Origin of the sequence: Afipia sp. DC4300-2b1 (assembly GCF_049895725.1) — a bacterium.
In the GTDB taxonomy this organism is placed as follows: Bacteria; Pseudomonadota; Alphaproteobacteria; order Rhizobiales; family Xanthobacteraceae; genus Afipia; species Afipia broomeae.
In genome coordinates this window covers 494,011-511,734 of sequence record NZ_JAFCSX010000001.1, presented here as the reverse complement: position 1 = coordinate 511,734, position 17,724 = coordinate 494,011, and the positions used below count along the sequence as shown (strand labels likewise).

Annotated in this window: 18 protein-coding genes and 3 pseudogenes; 18 read left to right on the top strand and 3 right to left on the bottom strand. The window is 59.9% G+C overall.

What is annotated here, in order from left to right:
- The first annotated feature begins 152 nt into the window (after positions 1-152).
- The 4 genes from ACP7AL_RS02575 (at position 153) to ACP7AL_RS02560 (ending at position 4,854) form a co-directional block, all read left to right on the top strand.
- Positions 153-2,159 (top strand): conjugal transfer protein TraG, encoded by a 2,007-nt coding sequence (locus tag ACP7AL_RS02575; RefSeq protein ID WP_425988521.1) that lies wholly within the window; start codon positions 153-155, stop codon positions 2,157-2,159.
- 8 nt (positions 2,160-2,167) lie between these two features.
- Entirely contained in the window at positions 2,168-2,605 is a 438-nt protein-coding gene (locus ACP7AL_RS02570; RefSeq protein ID WP_425988518.1) for a CopG family transcriptional regulator, read from the top strand.
- 175 nt (positions 2,606-2,780) lie between these two features.
- Positions 2,781-3,428, top strand: a complete 648-nt coding sequence (locus ACP7AL_RS02565; RefSeq protein WP_425988515.1) for a hypothetical protein — start codon at positions 2,781-2,783, stop codon at positions 3,426-3,428.
- A 58-nt stretch (positions 3,429-3,486) separates the two neighbouring features.
- Positions 3,487-4,854, top strand: a complete 1,368-nt coding sequence (locus tag ACP7AL_RS02560; RefSeq protein ID WP_425988512.1) for an MFS transporter — start codon at positions 3,487-3,489, stop codon at positions 4,852-4,854.
- A gap of 251 nt (positions 4,855-5,105) precedes the next feature.
- On the opposite strand, the gene ACP7AL_RS02555 is transcribed toward ACP7AL_RS02560, so the two are convergent.
- Complete coding sequence (locus ACP7AL_RS02555; protein WP_425988509.1) at positions 5,106-5,723, bottom strand: HD domain-containing protein; 618 nt, start codon at positions 5,721-5,723, stop codon at positions 5,106-5,108.
- A gap of 333 nt (positions 5,724-6,056) precedes the next feature.
- On the opposite strand from ACP7AL_RS02555, the gene trbB reads away from it, so the two are divergent.
- The 12 genes and pseudogenes from trbB (at position 6,057) to ACP7AL_RS02495 (ending at position 15,701) form a co-directional block, all read left to right on the top strand.
- Entirely contained in the window at positions 6,057-7,025 is a 969-nt protein-coding gene (gene trbB / locus ACP7AL_RS02550; protein ID WP_425988506.1) for a P-type conjugative transfer ATPase TrbB, read from the top strand.
- 2 nt (positions 7,026-7,027) lie between these two features.
- Positions 7,028-7,348 carry a TrbC/VirB2 family protein gene (locus ACP7AL_RS02545; RefSeq protein WP_425989997.1) on the top strand — a complete coding sequence of 107 codons (321 nt, stop codon included), beginning with the start codon at positions 7,028-7,030 and terminating at the stop codon, positions 7,346-7,348.
- Complete coding sequence (locus ACP7AL_RS02540) at positions 7,348-7,611, top strand: VirB3 family type IV secretion system protein (protein WP_425988503.1); 264 nt, start codon at positions 7,348-7,350, stop codon at positions 7,609-7,611. Before ACP7AL_RS02545 ends, ACP7AL_RS02540 begins: the two co-directional genes overlap by 1 nt.
- An 8-nt stretch (positions 7,612-7,619) precedes the next feature.
- Positions 7,620-10,061, top strand: coding sequence for a conjugal transfer protein TrbE (trbE, locus tag ACP7AL_RS02535; protein WP_425988500.1), 2,442 nt, complete (start codon positions 7,620-7,622; stop codon positions 10,059-10,061).
- Entirely contained in the window at positions 10,058-10,801 is a 744-nt protein-coding gene (trbJ, locus tag ACP7AL_RS02530; protein WP_425988497.1) for a P-type conjugative transfer protein TrbJ, read from the top strand. Before trbE ends, trbJ begins: the two co-directional genes overlap by 4 nt.
- The gene (trbK-alt, locus tag ACP7AL_RS02525; RefSeq protein WP_425988494.1) at positions 10,801-11,178 is read left to right on the top strand and encodes a putative entry exclusion protein TrbK-alt; all 378 of its coding nucleotides are present in this window, start codon (positions 10,801-10,803) and stop codon (positions 11,176-11,178) included. The genes trbJ and trbK-alt overlap by 1 nt, the downstream gene beginning before the upstream one ends.
- 4 nt (positions 11,179-11,182) lie before the next feature.
- Positions 11,183-12,388, top strand: a complete 1,206-nt coding sequence (gene trbL / locus ACP7AL_RS02520; RefSeq protein ID WP_425988491.1) for a P-type conjugative transfer protein TrbL — start codon at positions 11,183-11,185, stop codon at positions 12,386-12,388.
- Positions 12,388-13,068, top strand: coding sequence for a conjugal transfer protein TrbF (gene trbF, locus ACP7AL_RS02515; RefSeq protein ID WP_425988488.1), 681 nt, complete (start codon positions 12,388-12,390; stop codon positions 13,066-13,068). Before trbL ends, trbF begins: the two co-directional genes overlap by 1 nt.
- A 44-nt stretch (positions 13,069-13,112) precedes the next feature.
- Positions 13,113-14,051, top strand: a complete 939-nt coding sequence (trbG, locus tag ACP7AL_RS02510) for a P-type conjugative transfer protein TrbG (RefSeq protein ID WP_425988485.1) — start codon at positions 13,113-13,115, stop codon at positions 14,049-14,051.
- A complete protein-coding gene (locus ACP7AL_RS02505) occupies positions 14,048-15,247 on the top strand; it encodes a TrbI/VirB10 family protein (protein WP_425988482.1) in 1,200 nt (399 codons plus the stop codon). Before trbG ends, ACP7AL_RS02505 begins: the two co-directional genes overlap by 4 nt.
- A 5-nt stretch (positions 15,248-15,252) precedes the next feature.
- Positions 15,253-15,369 (top strand): annotated as a pseudogene (locus ACP7AL_RS02500) (DUF2274 domain-containing protein); the annotation flags it as partial.
- A 35-nt stretch (positions 15,370-15,404) separates the two neighbouring features.
- The gene (locus ACP7AL_RS02495) at positions 15,405-15,701 is read left to right on the top strand and encodes a DUF2274 domain-containing protein (RefSeq protein ID WP_425988479.1); all 297 of its coding nucleotides are present in this window, start codon (positions 15,405-15,407) and stop codon (positions 15,699-15,701) included.
- Here ACP7AL_RS02495 and ACP7AL_RS02490 read toward each other — a convergent pair.
- Entirely contained in the window at positions 15,693-16,076 is a 384-nt protein-coding gene (locus ACP7AL_RS02490; protein WP_425988476.1) for a hypothetical protein, read from the bottom strand. The two genes, ACP7AL_RS02495 and ACP7AL_RS02490, sit on opposite strands and share 9 nt — an antisense overlap.
- Positions 16,077-16,179: 103 nt before the next feature.
- Positions 16,180-16,341: pseudogene (locus ACP7AL_RS02485) on the bottom strand (transposase); the annotation flags it as partial.
- Between ACP7AL_RS02485 and ACP7AL_RS02480 the strand changes: the two are divergent.
- Positions 16,333-16,662, top strand: a complete 330-nt coding sequence (locus tag ACP7AL_RS02480; protein ID WP_425990046.1) for a hypothetical protein — start codon at positions 16,333-16,335, stop codon at positions 16,660-16,662. The pseudogene ACP7AL_RS02485 and the gene ACP7AL_RS02480 sit on opposite strands and share 9 nt — an antisense overlap.
- 29 nt (positions 16,663-16,691) lie before the next feature.
- Positions 16,692-17,150: pseudogene (locus tag ACP7AL_RS02475) on the top strand (DUF2147 domain-containing protein).
- Positions 17,151-17,724 lie beyond the last annotated feature (574 nt).

The window sequence follows — 17,724 nt, the reverse complement described above, 5'->3', positions numbered from 1 at the left end:
AATAGCGGACTCCGGCAAGCGGTCTGGGAAGATTTATTGGTTCACGGCCCAGTTCGGCGCGCTCCTGTCCGATTTCTACGCTCCGATCCGAAGGCGTACGCCTGAAGGCGAATTCATCTTGAACGGTTGCGAACACCTTGCACCCTGCACTTATGTCTTCGACCAAGGTGCTTTGGGGCCAAACCTGCGTCGTGCTTGGCATCGTCCTCCTCACGATGTGGGGGGCGACACAATGGGTTGCCTGGAAGCTGGGCTTTCAGCCGCGGTTGGGCCGACCATGGTTTGAGCTAGTTGGTGGGTTGCCCATCTATTATCCACCGGCGTTTTTCTGGTGGTGGTACGCTTATGACGCCTACGCGCCAAGAATATTTCTGCAAGGCGCCTGCATCGCGGCATCGGGCGGCATCATCTCGATAGTCGTTGCCTTTGCAATGTCGATCTGGCGGGCGCGCGAGGCAAAGACGGCGGCAACGTATGGCTCGGCGCGTTGGGCGGCGGCTTCAGAACTGCGGTCCGCGCAGCTCATGGGCCAGGATGGCGTCGTGCTCGGCCGGTTCGGCCGCAACTACCTTCGGCATAATGGACCTGAGCACGTCCTGTGTTTCGCACCGACCCGATCAGGCAAAGGCATCGGCCTTGTCATTCCGACCCTGCTGACCTGGCCGGGCAGTTGTATTGTTCACGATATCAAAGGAGAGAACTGGAATCTGACCTCGGGATTTCGCGCCCGGCACGGCCGGGTCCTGCTGTTCGATCCGACCAACCGAAGATCTTCCGCCTATAATCCACTTCTGGAGGTCCGCCGTGGAGAGTGGGAGGTGCGCGATGTCCAGAACATCGCGGATGTGCTCGTGGATCCCGAAGGAGCGTTGGAGAAGCGCAATCACTGGGAGAAGACAAGCCATTCGCTGCTGGTAGGCGCCATCCTCCATGTGCTCTACGCGGAGGAGGACAAGACACTTGCTGGGGTAGCCAATTTCCTGTCCGATCCGCGGCGGCCAATCGAGGTCACATTAAATGCCATGATGACGACAGCGCATCTTGGCAGATCCGGTCCACATCCTGTCATTGCCTCAGCCGCACGCGAGCTCCTGAACAAGAGTGAGAACGAGCGCTCTGGCGTCCTTTCGACGGCAATGTCGTTCCTTGGTCTCTACCGGGACCCCGTCATCGCGCAGGTGACGCGATGGAGTGATTGGCGAATCAGCGATCTCGTCGAAGCCAGGCGACCGGCCTCGTTATATCTGGTCGTACCGCCGTCCGACATCAGTCGGACCAAGCCGCTGATACGCCTGATCCTCAATCAAATCGGTCGGCGTTTGACGGAGGATCTGGATGCTCAAAGGCGTCGACATCGGCTGCTGCTGATGCTGGACGAGTTTCCCGCCCTTGGCAGGCTCGACTTCTTCGAATCGGCGTTGGCGTTCATGGCGGGTTATGGGCTCAAGAGCTTCCTGATCGCCCAGTCGCTCAATCAGATCGAGAAGGCCTACGGTCCAAACAACTCGATCCTCGACAACTGTCATGTCCGCGTTTGCTTCGCAAGCAACGACGAGCGGACCGCACGGCGCATCTCGGATGCACTGGGAATGGCAACCGAGCTGCGTGCCATGAAGAACTATGCTGGTCATCGGCTCAGTCCATGGCTGGGACACCTGATGGTATCAAGGCAGGAAACCGCGCGTCCCTTGCTGACACCGGGCGAGGTGATGCAATTGCCGCCCGACGACGAACTGGTCCTGGTTTCCGGATGCTCGCCGATCCGCGCCAAGAAAGCGCGCTATTTCGAAGACGAGCGATTTCGCGAGCGCGTCATTCCTCCCGCGAAGCCTGATGAAAATCCAGGGCGTCGCGAGATGCGCAATGATGACTGGAGCGGCCTGCACCGGCCTATTGCGGATATCGCTGAAGCCAGACCAATAGTTCAGCCCCGGACTGCCGAAACAAGCAATGATCCAGCCAATAGCGGCCTTCGGCGGGAGCCGGAGCTTCCCAAACATGAAGAAGTCGCAGCAGAACCTGGCCCGGCGAAGGCCGAATTCGATTTTGCTGACGAAGAGGCGGATGATGAGGTCCAGCGCGCGGCGACCCTGAGAAAGCAGGGGGCGGATATCGCCCGCCAGGCGGCGATGGATCCCGGCGACGGCCTCGGCCTATGAGCTGAGAGATGAGGACCAAACACACATTTCGTCTGCCGCCCGAGCTTGCCAGGCAACTCGCCGACTATGCCGGTCGAAAGCGCGTGCATCAGGCGTTCGTCGTCGAGACGGCACTGGCCTCGTTTCTGTCGCCGGACAATTCCGAGAGAATGGAAGCCGCTCTTGGAAAACGGCTGGACCGACTGACGCGACAGGTCGAGCGGCTCGAACGTCATGTCACGATCTCCAATGAAGCGATCGCTCTGTTCGTGCGGTTCTGGCTGACCGCAACGTCGCCTGTACCTGAGGCAGCACTTCCTGCTGCGCAAGCCAAGGGACGCGAACGTTACGAACGGTTTGTCGAAGCGTTGGCACGAAGGCTGGCCAAGGGCCAGAGCCTGGCACAAGAAATATCCGTGGATGCCGAGCCGCAGGGTAAGCAATCGAGCGAGCCTGGTTCGGCTTGATTGACCTCGCCATTCCTTTCTTTTGCTGCGCCAGACTACGATCGACATCTTCGTTCGCTTGAAAGCAACGCCGATGAGGTTCTTTTCTTATTTCGTTCAGGATTGATCGCCTGATCTCGTGCCGGAATGCACGGTGCAAACGATCAGTGTGTCCTTGGCGAATGGGAAGATGGTCATGCAGATCCAGAGCGAAGTCGATATGCAGGCTAGCCACGCAGAAGTGGACGCTTCGCGGGTTTCGACGCGTAGGCCTAAACGAAGCCGCAAGGTGACGATCAGGCTTACCGAGGAACTCTACAATCGATTTGCCGCTGCAACTGAACGTCCTGGTGTCGGCAAGAGCATGGTCGTCGAAGCCGCTCTTGAACGCTTTTTGAGCGTAGCCCCCTCGATTGAAGATACCGTGAGGGACCGGTTTGACGACATGGACGATAAGCTCGACCGCCTTGAGCGAAACATGCGGATCATGGCCGAAACCGTCGCGCTGCACGCCCGGTATCACCTTGCAGTGATGCCACCGCTCCCGCAAGCGCGGCAGCAGGAAGCAACTCGCCTCGGCGACCAGCGCTTCAAGGTTCTGGCCGAGCAGGTCGACCGCCGCGTTCGGCAGGGCCGGCCCTTGATGCAGGACACGATTGATCGTCTCAATTCTAGCGACTGCGAAGCCAACCAGATATCGCGCTGCCCCAATCAGCAACACAGAGAGCAAGGACCTGCTACGGAAGGGCTTGATATCAAGCCCGCATCGTTCGCTGCCGCCGGGGAGGGCGGCGGCAACATGTACTTTCGCCAACGTCCAAGCGCGCTCGGCCGGCCGGCTTGATGCCGTTGAACATGGAAAGCCGATCCCGCAGCCAAGACCTATCGATTCCGATTCGGAATTGACGAGGGACGCGGAGATCTCGCAGAAGCCCTCGCCTTCAAAATGGCGCCTGATCCTCTCTGTTTTCTTGCCCTTCGCCGCTGGTTACTATCTTGCCTACCTCTTTCGAACCATCAATGCCGCGATCTCGCCGGCATTGGCCTCCGACTTTGGGCTCGACGCCGCAGAGGTCGGGCTGCTGGCGTCGGTCTATTTCCTGGTCTTTGGGCTGGCCCAGATTCCAATAGGGGTATTTCTGGATCGGCTTGGGCCGCGTCGAGTCCAGGGCGTGCTGCTGGTCATCGCGGCCGGCGGCGCCACGCTGTTCGGTACCGCATCAAGCTTCCCCGAGCTTCTTGTGGCGCGCGCCATGATTGGACTCGGCGTTGCCGGCTCGTTGATGGCCGGACTCAAGGCCGTCGTCACATGGTTTCCGAGAGAGCGCGTCGCGCTCATGAACGGCTGGATGATCATGTTGGGATCTCTGGGAGCAGTCACGGCGACGGCGCCGACCGATTGGTTGCTGAATTGGATTGGCTGGCGAAGCCTGTTTGAAGTCCTGACCATAGGGACGGTCGTAGTTGCTGGGCTCATCTATATGATCGTTCCGGAACGGGCCGCGGATTCGGAGATCGGTACGCCCGCTCAAAAGCCACTTACCTTGCGGTCGGTTTATTCAGATCCGCGATTCCTCAGAGTTGCACCGCTGTCGGCGGCCTGCATCGGCTCGTCTTGGGCGTTGCAGTCATTGTGGGCCGCAGCCTGGCTTACGGATGTAGAAGGATTCGACCAACAGAGCCGCGTCCATCAAATGTTCCTTATGGCTGTTGTACTTAGCTTTGGAGCCTTGTTTGTCGGTGCCATGGCCGATCGTCTACGCAAACACAACATAAGAACGGAAATCCTGTTGGCGGGCATGGGAGGACTGTTCGTGGTGGCCCAACTTGCGCTGATTTTGCGCGTTCCCTTGCCGTCCCTTCTGCCTTGGTCGATGGTGTCGATCGCAGGCGCCGCAACCGTGCTAAGCTTTGCGGCCATCGCCGATTATTTCCCCAAGCAATTTGCCGCGCGCGCCAACGGCGCTCTCAACCTCTTGCACTTCGGCTGGGCGTTCATGGTTCAATACGGCATTGGGCTCGTGGTCGGACAATGGCCGTCTCAGGACGGGCATTATCCGGTAGCCGCCTATCAGGCCGCATTCGGTCTCAGTGTTGCCCTTCAAACGGCCGCGTTGGTGTGGTTTGCGATGCCGTGGATAAGCACGTTCGGCAAAGGCCTCTGCCGTCTGTTCGCCCGGCCTGCCAAACCGCGCGGCATCTCGGCCGGATCCGGAAGGCCAGCCTTCGAGCGACCCATTTTTGAGGCGTGTGACGGAGTGGATTGGTAAGCAGGGCGCATGGGAAGTCTCGCAAAGCGCGGTCGCACGATGTTGAGCAGGCCACTAAAGGATCGAGATGGGCGACACTTCTCATCGAACTCGGAATGAGAACGTACCAAGCTCGATCTTATCCCGGTCGTTCCGCAGACCGCTCACTCCAACTCAGGTCAGAGTGATTGGGAGACCGCTATTCTCTGATAGCGATCAACTCCGCAGTGCAACGAAGCGGCGCAATGGGCCAACGGCAGACGTGACGGAAATCAGGCCATTCCGAGCCTGTGCTTGATCGATGCAACGTCGATGCCAGATGCCAACATCTTGTTCTCTGCCTGATCTCGGACAGCGCCACACAGGCTTGTCAAAAACGCATCATGTGAACATCGGTCGAGCATTTTTGTGTAGACGAGATCGTACTCAATTGGTTCCCAAGTGTCGATGCTGGCAAGGTTGTGCTGTATCTGCACTTCAAGATGATCGAGCGCAGAAGCACATCTTGCCTCTGCGGTCGCTCGGGCCTCAAACTCGTGCCACAGTTCGAATAGTTCTTGGCCGGTTTCGCCCGCTACCATTGAGCGGATTTCCTCGATTGCGGCGCGCTCGCGCTCTGCTTTGAGTTCCTTTCTCTCTCCCTCTTCGAAATACGGCACGTCGCCAGCTATGGCTTCAATCAAATCGTGCACAATGATCATCTTGAGCACACGCCCGATATCGACTGGCAGTTCAAGATGACGATAAGCAAGCAGCGCCATGAGCGCCATTTGCCAGGTATGCTCGGCGACGCTCTCGCGTCGTCCATCTGATAACCAGCTGTGCCGCAACTCACGCTTCAAGCGCTCCGATAGCGCGAGGAATTGCAAAATTGTACAGGCTTGCTCCATGAGACTACCATATCAGGCGGCGGTTATTCTTGGAAGCCCGTCGCTTCGGCTATGGGTCGCTGCAGGATCGAATTCGTGCCTATCAAGATCGTGACGATAGAAACCGTGCGCTCAGATACACGACCTACAATAGCGAAACCGCAGTCTTAACGATCGAGCGGCTGACCTTACAAGCCGTTGTTCACGCCGCCGTGTGGACACTCCTTTATCTTTCTTTTCCTACGCCAGGCTACTAACCCAGTAACTGCCTTGTTGCGCTGAGCCATTTCCTGCCTTTTCTATTCAACCCCATCTGAGGCCGCTCGGGACGGCCTCATTCGTTGGGGGACGGCGGTGGCAATCCATTCCATTCAATCGGAGGCAATTTCGCGCGGCGCGCGCATGCTGCGCACAGCATTCGGTCCCGCGATCGCACGCTTCCTCGAAGATCCTGTTGTCGTTGAGGTCATGCTCAACCCTGATGGGCGGTTGTGGATCGACCGGCTGTCGAGTGGCTTGGCAGATACCGGAGAAAAGATGTCTGCCCCGGACGGAGAGCGGATCATTCGATTGGTCGCCCACCATGTGGGCGCCGAAGTCTACGCGGCCAGCCCGCGTATCTCGGCCGAGTTGCCCGAGACGGGGGAGCGCTTCGAGGGATTATTGCCGCCGGTGGTTGCGGCACCGGCCTTTGCCATCCGCAAACCAGCCGTCGCCGTATTCACGCTGGATGACTACGTCGCCGCCGGAATCATGACTTCGGGTCAGGCCAACGCTTTGAAAGGCGCGGTCGAAGCACGCAAGAATATCCTTGTGGCAGGCGGCACCTCCAGCGGCAAGACGACGCTGACCAACGCACTCCTGGCGGAAGTTGCCAAGACCTCGGATCGGGTCGTTCTGATCGAGGACACGCGAGAGCTTCAGTGCAAGGCGCCAAATCTTGTCGCGCTTCGTACCAAGGACGGCGTGGTCTCGCTATCGGACCTTGTGCGGTCATCGCTTCGCCTGCGGCCCGACCGCATCCCGATCGGGGAGGTGCGCGGCGCCGAGGCGCTCGATCTGCTCAAGGCTTGGGGAACCGGGCATCCCGGCGGAATCGGCACAATTCACGCCGGCACGGCGCTTGGCGCGTTGCGCCGGCTCGAGCAGCTGATCCAGGAAGCGGTCGTCACGGTGCCACGCGCCCTGATCGCGGAAACCATCAATGTCATCGCCGTCCTTTGCGGACGCGGCGCCGACCGCCGTCTGGCCGAACTCACTAGCGTCATAGGACCCGGAACCTCCGGCGACTACAGCCTGACAGCAATAGGGGACCAATCATGAGTATGACTCTGACTCTCAGGCGAGGCTTCGTCGCTGCTGCAATATTCGCAACGGTCCTCATGAGGGCCAGTACGGCCCAGGCCGCCGGCTCCAACATGCCGTGGGAGCAACCGCTCAACCAGATTCTGCAATCGGTTGAAGGGCCGGTCGCCAAGATCATCGCCGTCATCATCATCATCGTCACCGGGCTATCGCTCGCGTTCGGCGACACGTCGGGTGGCTTCCGCAGGCTCATCCAGATCGTGTTCGGCCTGTCGATCGCCTTTGCCGCCTCGAGCTTCTTTCTGTCGTTTTTCTCGTTTGGGGGCGGAGTGACGATCTGATGGATGAGCAGATCCCAGGCTTCGTGACGCCGGTACATCGCGCGCTGACCGAGCCGATCCTGATGGGTGGCGCGCCACGGTCCATCGCCATCATTAACGGCACGCTCGCCGCTGCGCTCGGCATCGGTCTGCGCCTCTGGGTCACCGGCCTCCTGCTTTGGTTCATCGCCCACGTGGTCGCCGTCTGGGCCGCGAAACGCGACCCTGACTTTGTCGAGGTCGTCCGCCGACACCTCCGCATCCCCGGTCATCTCAACACGTGAGGCCTCCCATGATGAATCTTGCCGAATACCGTCGTTCCAATACCCGGCTCGCCGATTTTCTGCCGTGGGCTGCCCTTGTCGATGAAGGAATCATTCTGAATAAGGACGGATCGTTCCAGCGCACGGCGAAGTTTCGGGGGCCGGACCTCGATAGCGCCGTGCCGGCAGAGCTTGTTGGTGTTGCCGGTCGCCTCAACAACGCGCTGCGCCGGCTTGAATCCGGGTGGGCAATCTTTGTCGAAGCCCAGCGCCATTCCGCGGGAGCTTATCCACCCAACACCTTTCCGGATGTAGCTTCCGCCTTGGTCGATGCGGAGCGGAGAGCGCAGTTCGAAGAAGCCGGCGCCCATTACGAGTCGAGTTACTTCCTGACATTTCTTTATCTGCCGCCGGCCGAGGGCACAGCGAGAGCAGAGCGGCTGCTTTACGAAGGCAGCAACCGCACCGTCGACGCCGATGCACGAGAGATCCTCCGCGGGTTTATGGACCGTACCAACCGCGTGTTGCAACTCGTCGAAGGTTTTATGCCGGAATGCGCCTGGCTCGATGACGAGGAGACCCTCACTTACCTGCACTCGACGGTCTCGACCAAACGGCATCGGGTCAGGGTACCCGAAGTTCCCATGTATCTCGATGCGCTGCTCGCCGATCGGCCGCTCACCGGCGGGCTTGAGCCGATGCTCGGTTCAGCGCATTTGCGCGTCCTGACCATCGTCGGGTTTCCGACGGCGACGACGCCCGGGATTCTCGACGACCTGAACCGTCTTGCCTTCGCCTATCGCTGGTCGACCCGCGCGATCATGCTCGACAAAGGGGATGCGACAAAGCTTCTGACCAGGATCAGACGGCAATGGTTCGCCAAACGCAAGTCAGTGGCCGCAATCCTGAAGGAGGTGATGACCAACGAGGCGTCTGCGCTCCTCGATACCGATGCGCATAACAAGGCGCTGGATGCCGATGCGGCGCTCCAGGAGTTGGGTTCCGACCAAATCGGAGAGGCCTTTGTCACAGCGACGATCGCAGTCTGGGACACCGACCCCGCGACCGCTGACGAGAAGCTCCGCCTCGTCGAAAAGGTGATCCAGGGCCGGGATTTCACCTGCATGATCGAGACGGTGAATGCAGTCGAGGCCTGGCTCGGCAGCCTACCCGGACACGTCTATGCCAATGTCCGTCAGCCACCGATCTCAACCCTCAATTTGGCGCACATGATCCCGCTGTCGGCCGTATGGGCCGGGGAGGCGAGGGACCATCATTTCAAGGCGCCACCGCTGTTCCTGGCCAAGACGGAAGGTTCAACACCGTTTCGTTTTTCGCTTCATGTCGGCGATGTCGGACATACGCTGGTGGTGGGACCGACCGGCGCCGGTAAATCGGTGCTGTTGGCGTTGATGGCGTTGCAATTCCGGCGCTACGGCGAATCTCAGATTTTTGCGTTCGATTTTGGCTGTTCGGTACGTGCTGCGACCATGGCTATGGGCGGCAATTGGCATGACATCGGCGGCGTGCTCTCGGGCGAATCCGCGGAGTTCGTTGAGCTTCAGCCGCTTGCGGCAATTGACGAACCATCCGAGCGGGGTTGGGCAGCAGAGTGGATCACCGCAATCCTCGGTCGTGAAAGAGTCGAGGTCACGCCGGAAACCAAGGATCATCTATGGTCGGCACTGACCTCGCTTGCTTCAGCACCAATCCAAGAGCGGACCCTGACGGGTCTTTGCGTTCTTCTTCAGTCGAATGGCTTGAAGCAGGCTCTGCAGCCTTATTGCCTTGGGGGGCCTTATGGCCGGCTTCTCGATGCGGAATTCGAACGCCTTGGCGATGCATCCATCCAGGTCTTCGAGACCGATGGGCTGATTGGCACCGCAGTCGCACCAGCAGTCCTTTCCTATCTGTTCCACCGTATCGAAGCACGGCTTGATGGCCGGCCAACTCTGCTCATCATCGATGAAGGATGGCTCGCGCTCGATGACGAAGGGTTTTCGGGTCAACTGCGTGAGTGGCTGAAAACGCTTCGCAAGAAGAATGCGTCCGTTATTTTCGCCACCCAGTCATTGGCTGACATCGATGGCTCTGCGATCGCGCCTGTCATCATCGAGAGCTGCCCGACGCGCATTCTGTTGCCGAACGACCGCGCCATCGAGCCTCAGATTGCGACGATCTACCGGCGCTTTGGGCTTAACGACCGGCAGATCGAGATCCTGGCGCGCGCAACGCCGAAGCGCGACTACTACTGTCAGTCGCGCCGAGGCAATCGCCTGTTCGAGCTCGGTCTCGGCGAGGTTGCCCTGGCCTTCACGGCCGCTTCCTCCAAAGCCGACCAAGCCCTTATCGAACAGGTCCTTGCCGAACACGGCCGTGAGGACTTTGTGCGCGGCTGGCTCAGGGCGCGCGACATCTCCTGGGCGACCGACCTCATCCCGCATCTCGACAAATTGGAGGCTTCCAAATGAACCGCCTCTACCGCCTCTACCGCCTCGCCACCGCCAGCATGATTGCGATCACCGTTGCCGTCAGCTTGAGACCCGCGTCGGCGCAGTTGGTCGTTTTTGATCCCAATAACTATGCACAAAACGTGCTGACAGCCGCTCGCAGCCTGCAGCAGATCAACAACCAGATCGCGTCTCTGCAGAATCAGGCGCAGATGCTCGTTAACCAGGCGAAGAACCTGGCAACGTTGCCGTTCTCGTCGTTGTTGCAACTGGAGCAATCGATCCAGCGGACCCAGCGGCTTCTCGCTCAGGCCCAGCGCATCGCCTACGACGTCGGGCAGATTGATCGTGCGTTTTCAACGACGTATGCGCCGGCAACATCCAGTATCTCGGATCAGGCGTTGATCGCAAACGCGCAGACACGTTGGCAGAACGCGCTTGTCGGCCTGCAGGACGCCATGAGGACGCAGGCCACGGTCGTCGGCAACCTCGATACCAACCGCACCCAGATGTCAGCGCTGGTCACCGCGAGCCAGGGCGCGACCGGGGCTCTACAGGCGAGCCAGGCCGGCAATCAGCTTTTGGCTCTGCAGGCCCAGCAGCTAGCCGACCTCACGGCGGTCGTCGCGGCCCATGGACGCGCACAGAACCTGGAGTCTGCTCAGCGTGCCGCCGCGCAGGACCAGAGCAGGGAGCAGCTGCGCCGCTTCCTGACCCCGGGCCAGGGATATAAACCCACAGCCGTTCGGATGTTTCACTGATGAAGAAGACAATACTCGATAAGCTGCCGATGATGGTGGCCATGGTGCTCGTCGTCCTCATAGTCGCGGCCTGCGCGATTCGCCTGCGTGACGAGGAAAACCAAACCGCGCCCGCCACGTCCTTTGACCAGGCGTCCGATCCGTTGGCGAAAAAACTCGCGGAGTGCCGCTCCGTGACCTCGGAGCAGAAAGAGGCTCTGTCGGAATGTCGCAAGGCCTGGGCCGAGAAGCGTCGCCAATTCCTCGAGCAGCCATCTCCAAAATCATCGGAAAGCGCCACTTCTCACGGCGCGTCGCCATTGTTCATACCCCCTGAGGGCGACAGCGGGCCGAGGCTCGGGCCGCATAATTCAATTCCACAGTCTGGGAAGGAATAAGCGGATGGGCGGCACCGGCGTTATCGACCAGTTCCTGGAGACCTTTACCCGATACATCGATTCCGGCTTCGGGCTGCTCGGAGGCGAAGTCGGATACCTCGCCACGACGCTGGCGGCAATCGACGTCACGCTGGCAGGCCTGTTTTGGGCATGGGGCGCAGACGAGGACATCCTGGCACGCCTTGTCAGGAAGACCCTCTTTGTCGGCGTCTTCGCCTTTCTGATCGGCAATTGGAACAGCCTTGCGCGCGTCATCTTCGAAAGTTTTGCTGGTTTGGGTCTGAAAGCCTCCGGCATCGGCCTTTCCTCCGCCGATTTTTTGAGGCCCGGAAAGATTGCTCAGGTCGGGCTAGATGCCGGACGGCCTCTCCTGGACTCGGCCTGGGGGTTGATGGGGTATGTCGGCTTCATTGAAAACTTCATCCAGATCGCAGTCCTGCTATTCGCCTGGATCGTGGTGCTGCTGGCTTTCTTCATTCTGGCCATCCAGCTCTTCATCACCCTGATTGAGTTCAAGCTGACGACGCTCGCTGGCTTCGTGCTGATCCCGTTCGGCCTGTTCGGCAAGACCGCTTTTGCCGCCGAGCGCGTGCTCGGCAACGTGATTTCTTCCGGGATCAAGATCCTGGTGCTGGCCGTCATCGTCGGCATCGGCTCGACTCTATTTGCGCAATTCACGGCAGGATTTGCCGGCAACCAGCCGACCATCGACAACGCCATGGCGCTCGTGCTTGGGGCACTTTCCCTTCTCGGCCTCGGCATCTTTGGGCCCGGCATTGCCAACGGCATCGTGTCCGGCGGACCGCAACTCGGTGCCGGCGCCGCAGTAGGCACTGGCCTCGCCGCAGGGGGCGCCATCGTCGCTGGTGCAGGCCTCGCAGCCGGCGGTGCGGGACTGGCAGGTGGCGCGCTCCTGGCCGGCACCCGTGGGGCAGCCACTCTAGCGACAGGAACGGCAAGTGCCTACCGAGCCGGAGGATTAAGTGGTGTCGCCAGCGCAGGCGGCTCGGCAATCGTCAGCCCGCTGCGCCGTATGGCAGCCGGACTGACTAGTGGTTCGCCGACGACAGATGCGCCACCGGCCTGGGCACGTCGCATGAAGCGCGCGCAGACCGTGAACCAGGGCGTGTCCGCCGCCATCCACGCCGTCCGTAGCGGCGATAGTGCCGGCGGCGGATCCTCCGTCGACCTGTCCGAGGGAGGGCAGTGATGTTCAAACGACCATCCGTTCATTACGGCCGCACGCCAGAGCCGGTGACGCCTTACCAGAAAGCGGCCCAGGTCTGGGATGAGCGCATCGGGTCAGCGCGCGTTCAAGCCAGAAACTGGCGGTTGATGGCATTCGGATGTCTGTTGTTGTCGGGAGGGCTCGCCGCCGGCCTCGTCTGGCAGTCCACCAAAGGCACCGTCACGCCATGGGTGGTGGAGATTGACCATCTCGGTCAGGCCCAGGCGGTCGCGCCGGCGAGTCCTTTCTATCAGCCGACCGATCCGCAAATCGCGTTTCATCTCGCACGCTTCATCGAAGATGTGCGAGGCCTTCCATCGGACGCCATTGTGCTGCGGCAGGGTTGGCTCCGCGCCTACGACTTTACGACCGATCGTGGCGCTGCAGCGCTGAACGACTACGCACGTAGCAACAACCCCTTTGCCAGGCTCGGCAACACACAAGTTGCGGTCGAAATCTCCAGCGTCATTCGCGCCTCGCCGGAGAGCTTTCGGATTGCATGGACTGAACGCCGTTATGACAGCGGCCAACTCGCCACAACCGAGCGCTGGACCGCGATCCTCTCCGTCGTCATCGAAACCCCGCGCGATGCCGATCGTCTCCGCAAGAATCCGCTCGGCGTCTACGTCAACGCCATCAATTGGTCGAAGGAGCTCGGCTAGTGACAAAACCCGTACCGCGATCCGCGTACCTCGAATGGAATCGGGTGCCCTTACATCTCGCTTTTCTTCTCTCGGTCGCGCTCTCCGGCTGCACGACCTTCAAGCCGCCACAGATCAGCTATGATGATGAGGTGCCGCCATCTCCCGATCTCCCGATGCCGGCGGATGACCACGCGCGTCCCCTGCATGTCCCTCCGGCTTGGACTCCAACTCGTGGCGGCAACAAGGGTGAAGCAGAGTCGAAGGACCCGACCGGTCGCGTCGAGATTGCCAACGATGTGGCGCGTGTCCAGCCGCGGCGGGCAGGGTATTTCAACGCCGTCCAGGTCTTTCCCTATAGTCCTGGCGCGCTCTATCAAATCTATGCCTCGCCCGGGCAGATTACGGATATCGCGCTCGAACCGGGCGAACAATTGACCGGTTCGGGGCCGCTCGCGGCCGGCGATACAGTACGCTGGATCGTCGCCGATACTGAGAGCGGCAGCGGTGATACCAGGCGCGTTCACATCATGGTCAAGCCAACGCGCCCCACTATCGAGACCAACCTTGTCGTCAACACCGATCGACGAACCTACCTCATCGAACTTCGCTCTCGCGAGAAGCTCTACATGCCGTCGGTCGCCTGGTTCTATCCGGAAGACCGGTCGAGCCGCTCCCGGACGGTGCCGCTAACGCCGCTCATCCCGGAGTTGGATCAGCGCCGGTACCGCTACGTCATCGAAGGCGACAATCCGCCCTGGCGGCCAGTGAATGCCTATGACGACGGTCGCAAGGTCTATATCGAATTCTCGCCCGGGATCGGCCAGGGCGAAATGCCGCCATTGTTCGTGATTGGCCAGGACGGCAAACCCGAACTCGTCAACTATCGCGTCTACAGGAATGTCGTGATTGCCGATCGTTTGTTCGCCGCGGCCGAGCTTCGCCTTGGCGGAGACAAGCAGCAGAAAGTCCGAATTGTCAGAAACGACGGGGGACGATCGTGACGGACAATGGCCCAAGCGAGAGCCGAGGTCCTGTATCTGGACCAGGGCTATCACCTGACGATCCCGCGCAGGCCTTGCGTCTGCGTGCAGAGCGCCCCAGGATCACGCGGCTTTCCCGGAAGGTCCTTGCCGGCGGCACCGCGATGGCTTTGCTGCTCATTTCTGGCGCGGTTCTGTGGGCGCTGAGGGGCAATCATCCGCACAATCCGGCGCCGGACGAACTCTACCGCACGGATCATCACAACATCGCAGATGGGCTCGCGACGTTGCCGAAAGACTATGCCGGCGTTCCTCACGATGTTCCCCGGCTCGGACCGCCCTTACCGGGAGGCCTGGGGCGTCCCATCGTTTCGGCGGAAGGACAATCAGCGCCGATCGGGATTGATGCCGAACAACAGCGCGTCAACCAGGACACCGAGGCGGCTCGGACCAGCAAAGTATTTGTGCCAACCACCGCGCCCGTCACGCCGCCACGTGCCCCATCCCAGGAAACGGTCACCAACACCGCGTCATCTTCTGACGAAACCTTCGTGCAGAACGGGCAGGATCGCAAACTGCTGTTCGTCAATGCTCCCGTCGATCGGCGGACTACGGCGCCTGACAGGCTTTCACGTCCTACGTCTCCGTTCGTCGTGCAGGCGGGAACGATCATTCCCGCAGCTCTCATGACAGGAATTCGCTCCGATCTTCCCGGCCAAATCACCGCGCAGGTAACAGAGGCGGTTTTTGATTCTCCAACTGGCCGCGCGAAACTAATTCCACAGGGAGCGCGCCTGATAGGGATTTACGATAGCCAAGTCGCGTTCGGGCAGTCTCGCGTGCTCTTGGTCTGGACCCGGCTCATCATGCCGAATGGGCGCTCGATCGTGCTGGAACGACAGCCCGGCGCGGATGCCGCGGGATACTCCGGCCTTGAGGATGAGGTCGACTACCATTGGAAGGAGTTGCTCGGAGCAGCTGCGCTCTCGACGTTGCTTGCGGTCGGCACCCAGGTGAATTCGGGAACGGATGCGAACAGCACCAACGGTGCCATCCTTCAGGCGCTGCAGCGTGGGGCAGGTGACTCTCTCAACCAGACCGGCCAACAGGTGGTTCGCCGCAATCTCAACATCCAGCCAACGTTGACGATCCGTCCGGGATATCCGGTCCGAGTGATTGTCAATCGCGACCTGGTGCTTGAGACTTACAAGGGATAAGGACGATGCCTAAGCTTAAGCTCGGAGCATTCGAGGATGCCAAGCCAGTCAAGGTCACGTTCGAACTGCCGGCGAGCATACATCGCGATCTGGTGACTTACGCCGATTATCTGAACAGTCAACATGTCTCTGTCGCATTTAGGGAGGGAGGCGACGCATGGCGGATCTGAAACTTGGCCGCTTGCCGAAGGTCGGTCTCGTCCGCATGACGGTCGGTATCCCTGAGCCTCTGAAAGAAGAACTCGACCGCTATGCCGCCGAGCACAGCCGGCTTTACGAGCCGGTCGACGCAGCAACATTGATCCCGCATATGCTCGAAGCCTTCATCCGGTCTGACCGCGGCTACCGGCGCCGACGCATACTATCCGAACAAGGAAAAACTCGTCAACGTGGCGGCGTCTCGGCGAGTGCCAAAAGCGTTGCAACGCGTCTCGACTCCGACGGTTCAGCTTGAGCCGAGCAGTCCGTTGCTTTTGCTGGCGCACGGGGAGGCTGAGAGCCTGGATATGTTGCGCCATGTTCCGGTTGGGTGACCGCAGGGCGCGCGAAGCTCGTCGGTCTCGCGACCGCTTAGGGCGGCAATCTCGGCTTCGAGCTGGTGCACGCGATCTGTGGGGGACGGTAGACTCTTCACCTCTCGTTGATGCAACGCGATGGCGATCCGGAATCTCTCGAGCAGTTCGGGCGCCCTGTAAAGTGTCGCGCGGGAGAGTCCGGCCTCTGATGCCAACCGAGCGATTGTGAATGTCGCCTGGACGTCGCCGCTGCCCATCAGCCGCGATATGGCGGCCTCAATGGATGAGGCGGCGGCGCTGATCGGCTTGGTCATTCTGGTGGTCCTTCGAGGAGCGGCGCGATGAGCCGCCGCTTGCGCCCGTTGTCTTCTGTCAAGACAGTCCTGCTGAAACTAGGGCCTCCGCCCTTGGCCGGGTGAAGACTTGAACAGGATCGGAGCCGAACTCCTTAACCCATTTGCGCTGCACGTTCTCATGAGCGTCCAGGTCCCGTGCAGCTTGTGCCGCCGAAACCCCGCGCTCCCTGACGAGCTTCACCGCCTCAACTCTCGACTGAATCTCCGTCTCCGCATGACCCACCTCCGGCTTCGTGAAACACCCAATCTCGGTGTCCATCAAATCGGCAGCAGCTCAAAGATCCGGGACCTTGAGAAAAGTTGGGACGATGCCGAGCCGACATTGCGACCTTCAAATCAGGTCGTCTGGAAGCGCATCGATAAATCAATCGATAATGCACTCGTAGAATTGCGGGCCGATACACCGATCGCTCAGGGCTGCTCAGAGGCTCTGGAAAATTTGTTGACTGAGATGGATAAGGTTAGCAAGAAAATTGAGCATGGATTATTCAGCCCTTGCAATTCCTATTTTAACGTCGAACTGGCTTCGATCACTTATCAATAACTTGTTCCATTGACGACAGGTCCAGTTTGATGTTCGGAAATGCATCCTCCATACTCTCCACGCGTTTGCTCGTTTTCCTGTCGTTGGCTCTGATAAATCCTGGTCTGGCTGCGCGGGCAGAAACGTCCGCCGATCCACTGGCGTCTGGCTCACCCAGGCTGGCGACGCCAAAGTTCAGATCACGCGTTGCGGAGGGCCATCTGCGCAGAAGTCGTATGGCTCAGAGAGCCGATCGATAGGGCAACAGGAAAGCCGCAGGTCGATAACAAAATCCTTCTCGCCCGGCGCGCCCGATCATCGGCCTGCAGTTGTTCGTTGGGAAGAAGCCGGTTGTCGCGAACAAATGGTCTGGTGCGATCTACAATGCGGACGACGGGAAGACCTATCGGAGCAACGTGAGTTTGGAGGGTGCGACGGCGCTCAAAGTCGAAGGGTGCGTTGGAGGTTTGTGTGGTGGCGAAACCTGGACAAAGGCGAGTGGGCGTTGAAAAATTCGGCAAGCAACATGGGCTCGACTTACGATTCACGAATATCAGGTCGAAACTCGTTACGTCCCCTCACGGTCGGTCCGGGTCATATCTGCACAGCTAAGGTTTGAAAAACAATCATTCGCATCCGCAAAATACGTCGTGGCGTTGGAGGCTGATTCCTTGCCTACCGCATGCAGCATAAATTGCGCGCTGCGCCAATGTCGAGGAGAATTGCGAGTGAAATTTTGAGTTGATCGAATGGCATGATTGGCGATCGCCAAATCTGGCGGCAGTACGATCGGAAAATTCCGTCACGCTATTAGGTCGGGCGCGCTGGTTTGGCCGCGCCGATCGACCAACCGCTTATTTGACAACCGCGCTTCGCCGATGGTTTTTGGTGACAACACGTTCATGGTCCTCATGGTGACACCGCCAAATAGGCGGGCTCAATTTTTTGGCTCACTCCAGGTCGGACCTGCGCCGCTCTTGCCGTCTTCACCTTTGGACTCCGCCCATTTCGAACACAGACACAAATTCGTTCGTTGCCGAGATACTAAGCCCAGACCAAGGCGTTCGCTGTGATCGCGAATGG